At 42.4% G+C, this 13,336-nt stretch carries 11 protein-coding genes; 9 read left to right on the top strand and 2 right to left on the bottom strand.

Features of this window, described 5'->3' with window-relative positions:
* Nucleotides 1–214 precede the first annotated feature (214 nt).
* The 8 genes from guaA to BN3283_RS06725 all read left to right on the top strand — a co-directional run bounded on the left by guaA (nucleotide 215) and on the right by BN3283_RS06725 (nucleotide 9,090).
* Complete coding sequence (gene guaA / locus BN3283_RS06690; protein WP_059026149.1) at nucleotides 215–1,744, top strand: glutamine-hydrolyzing GMP synthase; 1,530 nt, start codon at nucleotides 215–217, stop codon at nucleotides 1,742–1,744.
* Nucleotides 1,745–1,974: 230 nt separating this feature from the next.
* Complete coding sequence (locus BN3283_RS06695) at nucleotides 1,975–3,000, top strand: DHH family phosphoesterase (protein WP_041504909.1); 1,026 nt, start codon at nucleotides 1,975–1,977, stop codon at nucleotides 2,998–3,000.
* Between the two features lie 4 nt (nucleotides 3,001–3,004).
* Nucleotides 3,005–3,331 (top strand): DUF1904 family protein, encoded by a 327-nt coding sequence (locus BN3283_RS06700; RefSeq protein WP_041503670.1) that lies wholly within the window; start codon nucleotides 3,005–3,007, stop codon nucleotides 3,329–3,331.
* A gap of 88 nt (nucleotides 3,332–3,419) precedes the next feature.
* The gene (locus BN3283_RS06705; protein ID WP_041503669.1) at nucleotides 3,420–3,845 is read left to right on the top strand and encodes a MarR family winged helix-turn-helix transcriptional regulator; all 426 of its coding nucleotides are present in this window, start codon (nucleotides 3,420–3,422) and stop codon (nucleotides 3,843–3,845) included.
* A gap of 136 nt (nucleotides 3,846–3,981) precedes the next feature.
* Nucleotides 3,982–5,436 (top strand): aminoacyl-histidine dipeptidase, encoded by a 1,455-nt coding sequence (locus BN3283_RS06710; protein ID WP_059026150.1) that lies wholly within the window; start codon nucleotides 3,982–3,984, stop codon nucleotides 5,434–5,436.
* Between the two features lie 114 nt (nucleotides 5,437–5,550).
* Nucleotides 5,551–6,009, top strand: a complete 459-nt coding sequence (locus BN3283_RS06715; protein WP_041503667.1) for a GAF domain-containing protein — start codon at nucleotides 5,551–5,553, stop codon at nucleotides 6,007–6,009.
* Nucleotides 6,010–6,132: 123 nt separating this feature from the next.
* Nucleotides 6,133–6,885 carry a tetratricopeptide repeat protein gene (locus BN3283_RS06720; protein ID WP_041503666.1) on the top strand — a complete coding sequence of 251 codons (753 nt, stop codon included), beginning with the start codon at nucleotides 6,133–6,135 and terminating at the stop codon, nucleotides 6,883–6,885.
* A 336-nt stretch (nucleotides 6,886–7,221) separates the two neighbouring features.
* A complete protein-coding gene (locus tag BN3283_RS06725) occupies nucleotides 7,222–9,090 on the top strand; it encodes a sensor histidine kinase (protein WP_059026151.1) in 1,869 nt (622 codons plus the stop codon).
* Nucleotides 9,091–9,341: 251 nt separating this feature from the next.
* Here BN3283_RS06725 and BN3283_RS06730 read toward each other — a convergent pair whose 3' ends face one another.
* Both BN3283_RS06730 and BN3283_RS06735 read right to left on the bottom strand, forming a co-directional pair.
* Nucleotides 9,342–10,058 (bottom strand): tetratricopeptide repeat protein, encoded by a 717-nt coding sequence (locus BN3283_RS06730; RefSeq protein WP_041503664.1) that lies wholly within the window; start codon nucleotides 10,056–10,058, stop codon nucleotides 9,342–9,344.
* A 58-nt stretch (nucleotides 10,059–10,116) separates the two neighbouring features.
* Nucleotides 10,117–11,949, bottom strand: coding sequence for a YgiQ family radical SAM protein (locus BN3283_RS06735; RefSeq protein ID WP_286137571.1), 1,833 nt, complete (start codon nucleotides 11,947–11,949; stop codon nucleotides 10,117–10,119).
* 80 nt (nucleotides 11,950–12,029) lie between these two features.
* Here BN3283_RS06735 and rimO point away from each other — a divergent pair, with 80 nt between their 5' ends.
* Entirely contained in the window at nucleotides 12,030–13,325 is a 1,296-nt protein-coding gene (gene rimO / locus BN3283_RS06740; protein ID WP_041503662.1) for a 30S ribosomal protein S12 methylthiotransferase RimO, read from the top strand.
* Nucleotides 13,326–13,336: the final 11 nt, after the last annotated feature.

The raw sequence follows: 13,336 nt of genomic DNA on the forward strand, positions 1-13,336 counted from the left end.
AAACGTTCGGAGTTTGGTAAAAAAAACGAGTGCGTACTATCCTGCATGGGCAGGGATTCGATACCCGATGCAAAGGTGTCGGGGTTGCTTTATGGACGTAAGATACTTTTTTTAAATGAAAAGAGGCGGAAAGATTTGTAAACACAGTAGGATTTTCATTTTTAACTTTCAACGGAAAAAGTTATCTTTGTGCGCAAATCAATAAGCTGTTCAAATGCAAGAAAAAATTTTAATACTGGATTTCGGTTCTCAATATACTCAATTGATTGCCAGAAGAGTAAGAGAGTTGAATGTCTATTGTGAGATTTATCCTTATAATCATTATCCGGTTCCGGATGCTTCTGTGAAAGGTGTTATTTTATCAGGCAGTCCCTTCTCGGTAAGGGACGAGAAGGCTCCTAAACCCGATTTGTCCGCTATTAAGGGTAAATTACCCTTGCTCGGCGTATGTTACGGGGCTCAATATTTGGCTCACTATTTCGGTGGGGAGGTAAAGGCTTCTAACAAAAGAGAGTACGGGAGGGCGAATTTGTCTTTCGTGGATAAAACTTGTCCTTTGTTTACGGGTATAAGCGACCATTCTCAGGTATGGATGTCTCACGGGGATACCATCGAATTTTTACCGGCCCATTATAAAGTAGTGGCAAGCACGCATGATGTGACTCATGCTGCCTATCGTGTCGAGGGGGAGACAACTTACGGCATACAATTTCACCCTGAAGTGTATCATAGTACCGAGGGAAAAGAGTTACTAAAGAATTTTGTCGTCGGTATATGCGGATGTAAACAAGATTGGACGCCGGATTCCTTTATCGAGACAACGGTAGCCGATTTGAAGACTAAAATCGGGAATGACCGGGTGATCCTGGGCTTATCCGGAGGTGTTGACTCTACTGTTGCGGCCATGCTGCTGCACCGGGCGATCGGAAAAAATCTCACTTGCATTTTTGTGGATAACGGTTTATTGCGAAAGAATGAATTCTCTTCCGTGTTGGAAAATTATAAAGAATTGGGATTAAACGTCATTGGAGTGGATGCGGGGGATCTTTTTCTTTCCAGACTGGCGGGAGTGGAAGAACCGGAGAAAAAGCGCAAAATCATAGGAAGTACTTTTGTAGATGTATTTGATGCCGAGTCCCGGAAAGTGGAGGATGCAAAATGGTTGGGGCAGGGAACTATTTATCCCGATGTGATCGAATCTTTATCGGTAAACGGTCCTTCGCAGACGATCAAATCTCATCATAACGTGGGAGGACTTCCCGAATATATGAAATTAAAGGTCGTAGAGCCTTTGCGGTTACTTTTTAAAGATGAAGTACGGAGAGTAGGTAAGAGTCTCGGATTGGCCGATAAGTTTCTGCAGCGTCATCCTTTCCCCGGTCCCGGTTTGGCAATTCGTATACTCGGAGAGATCACGAAAGAAAAAGTACGTCTCTTGCAAGAGGCGGATCATATCTATATTACCATGCTTCAGGAAGAGGGATTGTATCATCAGGTATGGCAAGCCGGAACCATCCTTTTACCTATCAAGAGCGTGGGAGTCATGGGAGACGAACGTACTTACGAGAACGTAGTGGCTTTACGGGCGGTTGAGTCCACCGACGGTATGACAGCCGACTGGTGTCATCTTCCCTATGAGTTTTTAGCCAAGGTTTCCAATAAAATCATAAACAACGTACGGGGAATCAACCGGGTTGTCTATGATATCAGTTCAAAACCGCCAGCCACCATCGAATGGGAGTAAAATGCTCTTCATCCGGAAAAATGCTTGATCGGATAGGAACCAGTCATTTAATATCAAGTGACTGGTTTTTCTTTTGTACAATTCGGATCCTTTTAAAAAGAAGCTTTGTTTTTTCGTAAAGAGAGACGAAAGAAAATCGGTGCTAAAACGGAGAATAATCAGTCTCCGGAAACGGTAAAAGGGTAAATTTTTTATCTTTGTAACTTCTAAAAACGGGAGGTTACAAAAATATGAAGTCAAATAGCATCATAATAGAGAGATTAAAGGAGCGTTTAAGCGACAAGAGATTGAAAATAGTGATTATCCCGCATATTTCTCCGGACGGAGATGCCGTCGGTTCCTGTTCGGCTCTATGGCAGGTTTTTGATCGGTTAAGTATGCATTGTCATCTGATTACTTGTGATTACATACCGGATTATCTGAAATGGTTGAAGAGAATACCGGATGCTATTTCATTTCAAAATCGTCCACAAGAGTGCAGACGTTTGATTCGTCAGGCCGATCTGATCTTTATGATGGATCACAATACGATAAAGCGGGAGGGGGATCTGGAACCTTTGGTGAGAGAATTCAGGGGGGACAAGGTAATGATAGACCACCATCCGGAACCCGATGATGTGGATTACCGTATTTCGGATATTAGCGTTTCGTCTACTTGCGAATTATTGTATCAGGTTATCCTGAAGATTTGGGGAAGGGAGATGGTGGACCGGGATATGGCCAATGCCATTTACAGCGGGATTTCGACAGATACCGGAGGATTAAGTCATAACTCTTCCTGTCCGCAGACTTACCGGGTTATAGCGGACTTATTGGAACTTGGATTGGACAAGGGGTATGTCCACGAGCAGCTATACCAACGGAATACGTTATCCCGATTGCGTTTGACCGGAAATTGTCTATTAAACAAGCTGACGATAGACGAAAAGTATCCTTTGGCCGTTATCCCGATCACTTTACAGGAATTGGAACTTTACGACTATAAGGACGGGGATCTGGAAGGTTTGGTAAACGTACCCCTTTCCATAGAACATATACGGGTATCCGTACAAATCACGGAGAGGAAAGAGAAGGTGAAACTCTCTTTCAGGTCGAAAGGAGATATACCCGTGAATCTTTGGGCAAAAGAGTATTTTAACGGGGGAGGACACCAGAATGCGGCCGGAGGCCAAATGCCATTGCCTTTGGAAGAGGTAACAAAAAAACTCAGGGATACAGCCGAATGGTTTTTTAAACAAATCAGCGATAAAATTTAATGCCATGCCTTTTTTAAGATTTCACGCCGTAGAGCAAAAGAGATTGGAGCGGGTAGGAGAGCAGTTGGTCTCGGAGATCGTCAAGACGTTAGGATGTCCAAGAGAAACGGTCGTACTGGAAGTGATGAATTCCTCTTTTGTCTCTGGAGCGGATAAGATTCAGCCTTACGCGTTCGTAGAGGTCCTCTATTTTGAACGTCCACCGGAACAACAGGATAAAATAGCCCAAATCCTATATGATTGTCTGAGGGAAGCGGGGTATGCGGATTCGGACGTGTACTTCTCCTGTTTGCAAAAATGTAACTATTACGAGAACGGAGTGAGGTTATAGCAACAAATTGTCGATAATTTTCTTAATTAAAAACTGCAATTTACAATTAAAATAATTAAGTTTGTGCATAGTATAAAATGCAACGACAATGACTGACCTGAAAGAATTAGTAACACTTTTGAGTGAATCGGAAAGAGGTTACACGAAAATTTTAAACCGGAGTTTTCTGAATGCCGGTTTTGATCTCAGCCGGGAACAATATGAACTTTTACAGGTGTTGTGGGAAGGAGATAACGTGAATCAGCAAACCATCTCTAAAAAACTTCATAAGGATAAGTACAACGTGACGAAATTGTTGAATACACTTCAAAAAAGAGGTTACGTACAGAGGAAGATGGGAAAGGAGGACAGACGGAATAACTTCGTCGTGTTGACGGATAAAGGTATTGCGGCTGAAAAATCTTTACGTGCGATCGAAGAGCAGTTACATACGGATATTGCATTTACGATCTCTCCTCAGGAGATTAAATCGGGGATCTGGGTATTAAAAAAGATAACCGATAGGCTGGTTTAGATAAAAAGGATTGAGTGATTATAAGATTAGGTGATTCTGTGATTATATTTTAATTCCCCAATCACTAAATCATTAAATTGCGGAATTACAGAATCGTTAAATCTATTTATAAATCATAAATCATAAAAAAATAAGTATGGGTATTTTTAAAGGATTAAAACCGGAAGCGGTTTGGAATTATTTCGAGGAAATATGTCAAGTCCCCAGACCTTCTAAAAAGGAAGGAAAAATTATAGCTTTTTTGTTGGAATTCGGACAAAAGAACGGTTTGGAAACTTTTCGTGACGAAGCCGGCAACGTGTTGATCCGTAAGCCGGCAACCATGGGAAAAGAGAATGTACCGACCGTCGTTTTGCAAGCTCATATGGATATGGTTTGCGAGAAAAATTCAGATACGGTACACGATTTCGATAAAGATCCGATTATCACCTATATAGATGGAGAATGGGTAAAAGCAAAGGGAACTACTTTAGGAGCGGATGATGGAATCGGAGTGGCTGCCTGTATGGCAATTTTAACCTCCAAAGATATCCAGCACGGTCCGATCGAATGTTTGTTTACGGTGGATGAAGAGACCGGATTGACAGGAGCTTTCGCCTTAAAACCGGGATTCATCAGCGGAAATATATTGTTGAATCTGGATTCGGAGGATGAAGGTGAGTTATTTATCGGTTGTGCGGGTGGTATCGATACCGTTATTCATTTGGGATATGAAACGGAAAAACTTCCCTCAAACGCTTTCGCCGTTAACATACGGGTAAAAGGATTGCAAGGCGGTCATTCCGGAGACGATATCAATAAGGGCAGGGGAAATGCCATTAAGATATTGAATCGTTTCGTTTGGGATTTAAATGCCAAATACGGAGTGAGGGTCGCATCTTTGGAAGGGGGAAATCTTCGGAATGCGATCGCCCGTGAGGCGACAGCCGTGATTACCTTTGACGGAAACCAAAAAGAACAGATAAGGGCCGATTTTAATGTTTATGCGGCTGAAATGGAAAATGTATGGCATATTACCGAGCCGGGATTACAGTTGACGATGGAATCTACGGAACTTCCGGAGTGCGTTTTAAGCGCGAAGAGTAACGCCGATCTGTTGAACGCCCTCTATGCTTGTCCTCACGGAGTCTTTTCCATGAGTTATCGTATGCCAGGATTGGTGGAAACTTCAACCAATTTGGCAGCCGTTCGGTTCATTGAAAATAATACGATTCTTATCACGACTTCACAGAGAAGTGATTTGAATTCGGAGAAATACAACATCGCGAATATGGTAGAGGCTGTGTTTAAGATGGCCGGAGCTAAGGTGGAACACGGGGAGGGTTATCCGGGATGGACCCCCAATCCGGATTCTCCTATTCTGAAGGTGGCGGTAAATTCTTATAAGAAATTATTCGGGAAAGAACCTGTCGTACGTTCTATCCATGCCGGTTTGGAATGCGGCTTATTCCTGGAAAAATACCCGCGAATGGATATGGTTTCGTTCGGACCGACATTAAGGGGTGTACACTCTCCCGACGAGAAGATCAATATAAAGACTGTGGAAATGTGGTGGTCTCATTTGGTGGATATTTTACAGTCTGTCAAGTAATCCGATGACCGTTTATTCTCAGATTTACGATTGAGGTTAGATCGGATGCTTCCTACTCTTCAGCCGCAAATCTGAGTTTTATAAAATGAGTTCGTATACTAAATTTATAAAGCATTGGAAACTTCTAAGAAATTGGCTAAATACGACAGGCTTTACGAGCAAATCAAAACCTACGTCCGTTCGACGGAGGATATTTGGGCCCGTTTGGCAACCATGGAAGCCGTACTACATCATAAAATGCAACCGTTTTTCTGGACGGGTGTTTACGCCTTGGTAGACGGGGAGCTGATCGTGCGTTCTTACCAAGGACCTGTCGCTTGTCAAAAGTTAAAAGAGGGTGGAGTTTGCTGGAGTGCCATCCGTTCCGGGGAGACGGTTATCGTGGGTGATGTTAACCAATTTCCGGGACATATCGCGTGCAATGCCGCTTCTAAGAGTGAGATCGTCATTCCTATACGGGATCGGGAGGGAAAGATTTTCGCTTGTTTGGATGTGGATAGTGATCGGTATGATGCCTTTGACCGGGAGGACGAGGTCGGATTGAAAAAAATTCTTTCTCTTCTTTTTCAGTAAGATAAAGTAAAATGATCTCATTTATATAAAAAATAAGTTAAGTTATTTTTGATTTTTCTTAAGAGTATGCTATCTTAGTCTCAATAACTAAAGAATATTCATGTTAATACTAAAACCATAGGTATGAAAAAATTACTTTTATTTGTTTTATGCGGTCTGTTTATGGGAACCGTTTCTGCACAAGATGAAAATGGTAAATTGAAAAACGAAGGGAATGCAGCCCTGAGAGCGAAAAATTACAAGGAAGCGTTTGCGAAGTACGAACAATACCTTAAGGCTGTCGAATACAAGGATCCCGCTATCGTGTTCAATACGGCTTTCTGTGCGGATAAAATTAAAGACTATGCGGCAGCGGATAAATATTTTACGATGTCTATTCAAAATAAGTATAAGTTGGCTTCTGCCTATCTTGGAAAAGCCAACGCTTTGCAAGATCAGAAAAAGATTCCGGAAATGTTGAAAACTCTGGAAGAGGGAATGAAAGCCAATCCCGGTCAGGCAGGTGCCAAATTGGAAAAAATGTATGCCGTTCATTATTTGAAAGAGGGGCAGAAATTCCAGAAAGAAAATAAAGTGGAACAAGCTGCCGAGTGTTACGCGAAGATTACCCAAATGGCCAATAAGGGAATGAAAACCAACGGTTATTTAAGTTTGGGAACTCTTTATTTCAATAACGGGGCGACCATTCTTCAGAAAGCACACGAGTATGCGACAACGGAAGTAGACCGATACAATGCCGAAAAAACAAAGGCTTTGAACAGCTTTAAGAAAGCTCAGGATTATTTGGTGCAGGCATCCAGTCTCTCACCGGAAAATCCGGAAGTAAAAGAGGCAATGAAGGCCGTGAAAGAGGCAATGGCTCCGTTGACCAAATAAATGGAATAAGTTATAAGGAAAAGGATGAACTCCAAGTTCATCCTTTTTTTATTGCAGTAAAGGAAAGGCAGGTCAGAATGTTAATAGTTATATTTTTGTAAAATAGTATCGATTAATGGATTATCTGCTTCCTTTTATAACTTTTTTTAGTGATTTTTCGTAACAATACCTGTTCTTTGAAATCAAAAAAAAATACTCTTTAACAATAAAATTTTGAGCTATTCTCTATTTTTGTCGACATAATAAGGAACAGTTATATTAAAGTCTTTGTGCTATGGGAGTTAAAAAGACACCCAAGGAACTGAACCGAATGAAGGACAATAAAATTATTTGATCATGACCAAGCAACCGGATTCTATATTCTTTTCAAAATTGATGAATAGCGCTAATATGGGATGGTGGAAAGCGGATTTGGAGAGTGAAAATTATACTTGCTCTGAATATATTTCTGTTTTATTGGGGTTAGGGGAAGACGGCATTATCAGTTTTGAGGAATTTAATAAACGAATTGTAAACGAAGAGCAACAGCCTACAACCGTTCACTCTTTTGGTATCCAGCAAATACCTGAAGCCGTTTATCTGCTTAAAAGCATTAAAGGAAATGTTTGGTTCCGAAGCAAGGTGTGTTTTCAAGAGACGGATAAGAACGGGAAAACGATGATTTACGGTATTGCCGAAATTCAAGATGGCCCGGATATGGCATCAGCTTATCAGGTATTACAGCATAAAGAGCGGATCCTGTATAATATTTATAAGAATTTGCCGGTCGGCATTGAGTTATACGATAAGGATGGAGTACTGATAGATCTGAATGATAAAGAGTTGGATATGTTCGGTCTGTCCCGCAAGGAGGATGCTTTGGGGATCAATATCTTCGATAATCCTATTTTTCCCGAAGAGATGAAGGAGAAGTTACGGAGAAATGAAGATGCGGATTTTACCTTCCGTTATGATTTTTCAAAAATAGGGACCTATTATAATTCGTTAAGGAAAGAAGGGACCATCGACCTGATGACGAAAGTCACGACTTTATATGATGAAAACCGGAACCCGATCAACTATATTTTAATTAATGCGGACAGGACGGAAACCACTATCGCTTATAATAAGCTCCACGAGTTTGAAAATCTTTTCGAATTAGTGGGGGACTATTCGAAAGTCGGCTATGCCTATTATAATTTACTTACGAAAAAAGGGGATGCTCCTAAAAGCTGGTACCGGAATATCGGAGAAAAAAACGGGACGCCTTTAAGTGAAATCGTGGGAATATACAGCCATGTTCATCCGGAGGACCGGGCTTTTATGATCGAATTTATAAATAAAGCCGGAAAAGGTATCGCTCAGGAATTCAGTCGTGAAGTACGGGTATTTCGGGAAGACGGAAGTTACACGTGGACTTATGTTAATCTTTTGCTGAAGAATTATGCTCCGGAGTGCGGCATTATCGAACTAATATCTATTAATTACGATATTACCGAACTGAAAAAAACGGAAGAGATGCTTACCAAAGCGAGGGATAAGGCCGAAGAATCCGATCGGATGAAGTCTGCCTTCCTTGCCACGATAAGTCATGAGATCCGGACACCTTTGAACGCTATTGTAGGGTTTTCCGGCTTACTCTCCTACACGGAGGATGAAGCCGAAAAAGAGCAATACAATGCATTGATTCGCCATAATAACAATCTATTACTCGGTATCATAGATGATATTATCGATTTTTCCAAGATAGAAGCCGGTAACATGGAACTTTATCCCAATTGGTTCGACCTGTCGAGCCTGATTCAAGAGTGCATGACGGAATACGAGGAGAATGTGCCGACTGATGTGAAGCTCTTATCCCGGTATCCCGAACGTAATTATCTGATAGAGCTCGATCAAATGCGTATCAAACAGATTTTGAACAATCTTGTCTCCAACGCATTGAAAAATACGCTGCGTGGGCATATCGAGATCGCTTACGAGGTTATCGATCGCGGCGTAATACTAAGTGTCAGCGATACGGGAAGAGGTATTCCTCGGGATAAAATAGACAAAATATTCGAACGTTTTGAAAAGGTAGACCTGTTTGTACCGGGTGTAGGATTGGGACTAACCATATGCAAATCCATCGTTGAAAAGATGAATGGACATATTTTGGTAGATACGCAGGAGGGAGTAGGCAGTACGTTTAAGGTCGAATTACCTTGTCAGATTCTTTTGGCTTAGTAAAAAAAGAAATCACGGTAGATTTCCCCTCTGACAAAAAGGATTCTTCGGTATTTGGAGCAGGTTATTGAATCGTAATTAGACGGCAGTAAAAGGTCTCGATAACAATCTTTTCCTATTCACGTTGTCAGATAGGGCGGATATACGAATCGTTTTTAGTTCTATTGCCGTCAATCGTGTAAAGATAGAGGTCAGAATGCCCGGATTCTGTTTCCCGGATCAGTTTTATATTGAGAAGGAGAAAAAGATATCTATTTTTTCTTTTCCGGATAGTAGCGGGAAATTACTTCCGAAGCTTTCGAGTAACCTAAGTGTTGTGATACTTCCAGATCCTGTAAAGCCTCGTTGTAATTATCTACCCGCAGTTTGGAAATGGCACGGTAATAATATGCTTTGGCATTGGAAGGATCTATTTGGATAGATCGGGAGTAGTTTTCGATGGCGTCGCTTAACCGATCTTTTTGATGATAGATAACGCCTTTGTTAAAATAAATGGCACTCGATTGCAATCCCAGGGAGAGAGCTTTATCATAATCGACAAGAGCCCCGTCCAGGTCTTTCATTTTAAAGCGGACAATTCCCCGGTAATGGTATGCGTTCGCGAGATCGGGTTTTAAATTAATCGCTTGGCTGTAATCACGGATGGCTTCTGTGCCTTTTCCGAGGTTCTCGTGTATAATTCCCCGGTTATAGAATGCAAGAGCATTCGTGGGATCATTGGCAATCACGTAATTCATATCTTCCAACGCTTTCCCGGGCTGTTTCAGGTTAGCCTGAACAATGGCCCTGTTGTAATAAGCCGGCAAAAAATCGGGCGCAAGCGATATAGCGTTGTTAAATTCTTCCAATGCTTTTTCGTATAGATTACGGTTGATGTAATCCATGCCCCGTTTGTTATTTTCCTGCGCCTGATAACGATCACAGGATACAAAGCATAATACGAGAATAACCCAAAGCGTATATCGCATATCCGTCTTTTTAATATTCACTTCAAAGTTAATGATTTGATACGGAAAAATAAATATTTCATCGGCTTTTATTCGAATAGAGGCGTTTTAAAAGGTCAGGACGACGTATTTTATTCAAGAGATTAGCGATCTCGTTCCGAAATTCTTTTTTATACCAGAAGAAAAAAATATTCTGTTGTTTCTTCTCTTTTTCACTCTTGGCAGATTTAATTTCACGCGTGGAATAGGGATGAATTCCGGAATAGTAGATATCCGTGGCCAATGTCATGGGTGTCGGCGTAAAGTCTTGAACCTGTTCTAAGTGAAAATTCAATTCCTTAGTCAAGATGGCTAATTCCGCCATGTCTTCCAGCCTGCAGCCCGGGTGGGATGAGATGAAATAAGGAATTAGCTGCTGGTTGAGATGTTCTCGCTTATTTATGGCGTTGAAACGATGGGTAAGTTCTCGAAAAAGCTGAAACGAAGGTTTCCGCATCAAATGCAGGACTTCATCGGAGGAGTGTTCCGGAGCCACCTTTAACCTTCCGGAAACATGATACTTGATGACGGTTTCAAGATAATCTCGATTTACGTTGTCTACCTCCTTATTGCCCGTGCGATGCATTGCTAAGTCGTAACGAATACCGGAACCGATAAAAGCGTGTTTCACGCGGGGGTGCTTTCGGACATGACCGTACAACTCCAACAAGGAGGAGTGGTCGGTATCGAGGTTTTTACATACGGTAGGAAAAAGACAGGAGGGGCGTTTACAACGTTCGCAAAGACTCTTATCTTTTCCTCTCATCGCGTACATGTTAGCCGAAGGACCTCCCATATCTGAAATAGTTCCTTTAAAGTCCGGCATCTCGCATATTCGCTCGACTTCCCGCAGGATAGAGGTTTTCGAACGGGAAGATATGAATTTGCCCTGATGGGCGGAAATCGTGCAAAAAGCACATCCCCCGAAACATCCCCTGTGCATGGTTATGGAGTGCCGTATCATATTATAAGCACTGATCTCTTTGCCTTTGTATTTCGGATGGGGCAAACGGGTAAACGGCAAATCGTATATCGCATCGAGTTCATCCGTGGTCAATGGAGGATAAGGAGGGTTGACGATCACTTGTTGTTCTCCGACAGGCTGTATCAGTCGTGCCGCGTGGATACTATTGGATTCTTCCTCGATGTGGCGGAAATTTACGGCAAATAATCGTTTGCTTTGCAAACACTCTTCGTGAGAGTGCAACGTGATACTCTCCCATTTTTTGTTTGTAGCGTATTTTTCATTTTTCCCCCGGATAACCGCAGTCTGTGGAATATTGGTAAGATTGGCAAAAGGAACTCCCCGGCGTAACATCCGACAAATTTCCATCATCGGTTTTTCGCCCATACCGTATACGAGCATATCCGCGTGACTCTCCCAAAGGATAGGGGGCTTTAGCATGTCTTTCCAATAATCGTAATGAGTGAAACGGCGTAGAGAGGCTTCTATTCCCCCGATAATAACAGGAGTATCGGGGTACAACTCTTTCAGAATCCGGGTGTAGACGATGGTCGGCATGTCGGGACGGGCTCCGCTGTGTCCTCCGGGGGTATAGGCATCGTCAGAGCGTTTTCTACGGGCTGCCGTGTAATGGTTAACCATGGAATCCATGCTTCCGGGACTGATCCCGAAAAAAAGATCGGGTTTTCCCAATTTTTTAAAATCCCTTAAATCGTCTTGCCAATTGGGTTGCGGAACGATAGCCACGTTTAAACCCATGGATTCAAGTACCCTTCCGATAACGGCAGCACCGAATGAGGGGTGATCCACATAGGCATCTCCGGAGAAAAGAATGACATCAATACTTTTCCATCCCCGTTGTTCTACTTCCTTTCGGGTCGTTGGCAACCACCTGAATTCTCTTTCCATTCCCATGTTTTTTATATAATTGTGCAAAGATATGAAAGATAATTCCTATTTTACTACCTTTGTGCCCAAATTTGGAACGAATGAAAAAAGTGAATATTATCAGCCTGGGGTGTTCGAAAAACTTGGTGGATACCGAGTTATTGATGAAGCAACTGGAGACCTCCGGGTATAGCGTAGAGGTTGATGGCGATCATTCGGAGGCAGAGATCGTAGTTATCAATACTTGCGGCTTCATCGGAGATGCGAAAGAGGAGTCGGTCAATACGATATTGGAGCAGATAGAACGGAAAAAAGAAGGTGTTATCGAACGGGTATACGTGATGGGGTGTTTGTCACAACGCTATCATGCCGAACTGGCCCATGAAATTCCGGAAGTAGACGGTTATTTCGGGAAATTCGATTGGAAAGGAGTTCTAACGGCATTGGGAAAGGATTTCGACGAAGGGATAAAAAACGAAAGACATTTGACAACCCCGAAACATTATGCTTACCTGAAGATCTCGGAAGGGTGTAATCGGGGATGTTCCTATTGCGCCATTCCCATTATGACGGGCGAATACAAGTCGAGGGATTTCGAGGAGATCGTGGAGGAAGCCGGACTCTTGGCCCGGCAAGGAGTGAAAGAGATTTTAGTGTTGGCACAGGATATAACTTATTACGGAATCGATAAATACGGTAAGAACCGTTTGGCCGAATTAGTCGATCGTTTGTCGGGTATACCGGGAATAGAATGGATCAAGCTGCATTATGCCTATCCGGCGGGATTTCCCATGGAGTTGTTACCGGTCATGCGGGAGCGGAAAAATGTATGCGCTTACTTGGACATTGCTTTGCAACATTGTAGCGATCACATGTTGAAATTGATGCGAAGGGGGGTGACGAAACAACAGACCAGGGATCTCATAGCCCGCATCAGAAGAGAGGTTCCGGGGATATTTATTCGTACGACACTAATGACGGGACATCCGGGAGAGACGGAAGAGGATTTTAGAGAGTTGCTTGAATTTGTGGAAGAGATGCGGTTCGAGCGTTTGGGGGTATTTCCCTATTCTCATGAAGAGGATACCTACTGCGATAAACATTACCGGGATGATGTTCCCGAAGATATAAAACGCGGGAGGGCGGAGGAGATCATGGAGAGGCAAAGAAGGATATCGGCCGAATTGAATACCCGTTTGATCGGTCAAAAATTGAACGTATTGATCGATCGGGTTGAAGATGAATTTTACGTGGGGCGTTCCGAACACGATTCTCCCGAGGTGGACCCGGAAATCTTTGTCACAAGTGATAAAAAACTTTACCCCGGTCGTTTTTACGAGGTAATTGTTACAGGTGCGGATGACTATGATTTATATGCCGAAATGAAGATAATTTAAAAAAAACAGAA

The organism is Gabonibacter massiliensis (genome assembly GCA_001487125.1).
GTDB lineage: Bacteria > Bacteroidota > Bacteroidia > Bacteroidales > Marinifilaceae > Gabonibacter > Gabonibacter massiliensis.

Coding starts and splice junctions, on each gene's coding strand:
- guaA (WP_059026149.1), top strand. CDS start 215: ATGCAAGAAAAAATTTTAATACTGGATTTCGGTTCTCAATATACTCAA.
- BN3283_RS06695 (WP_041504909.1), top strand. CDS start 1,975: ATGAAGTCAAATAGCATCATAATAGAGAGATTAAAGGAGCGTTTAAGC.
- BN3283_RS06700 (WP_041503670.1), top strand. CDS start 3,005: ATGCCTTTTTTAAGATTTCACGCCGTAGAGCAAAAGAGATTGGAGCGG.
- BN3283_RS06705 (WP_041503669.1), top strand. CDS start 3,420: ATGACTGACCTGAAAGAATTAGTAACACTTTTGAGTGAATCGGAAAGA.
- BN3283_RS06710 (WP_059026150.1), top strand. CDS start 3,982: ATGGGTATTTTTAAAGGATTAAAACCGGAAGCGGTTTGGAATTATTTC.
- BN3283_RS06720 (WP_041503666.1), top strand. CDS start 6,133: ATGAAAAAATTACTTTTATTTGTTTTATGCGGTCTGTTTATGGGAACC.
- BN3283_RS06725 (WP_059026151.1), top strand. CDS start 7,222: ATGACCAAGCAACCGGATTCTATATTCTTTTCAAAATTGATGAATAGC.
- BN3283_RS06730 (WP_041503664.1), bottom strand. CDS start 10,058: ATGCGATATACGCTTTGGGTTATTCTCGTATTATGCTTTGTATCCTGT.
- BN3283_RS06735 (WP_286137571.1), bottom strand. CDS start 11,949: ATGGAAAGAGAATTCAGGTGGTTGCCAACGACCCGAAAGGAAGTAGAA.
- rimO (WP_041503662.1), top strand. CDS start 12,030: ATGAAAAAAGTGAATATTATCAGCCTGGGGTGTTCGAAAAACTTGGTG.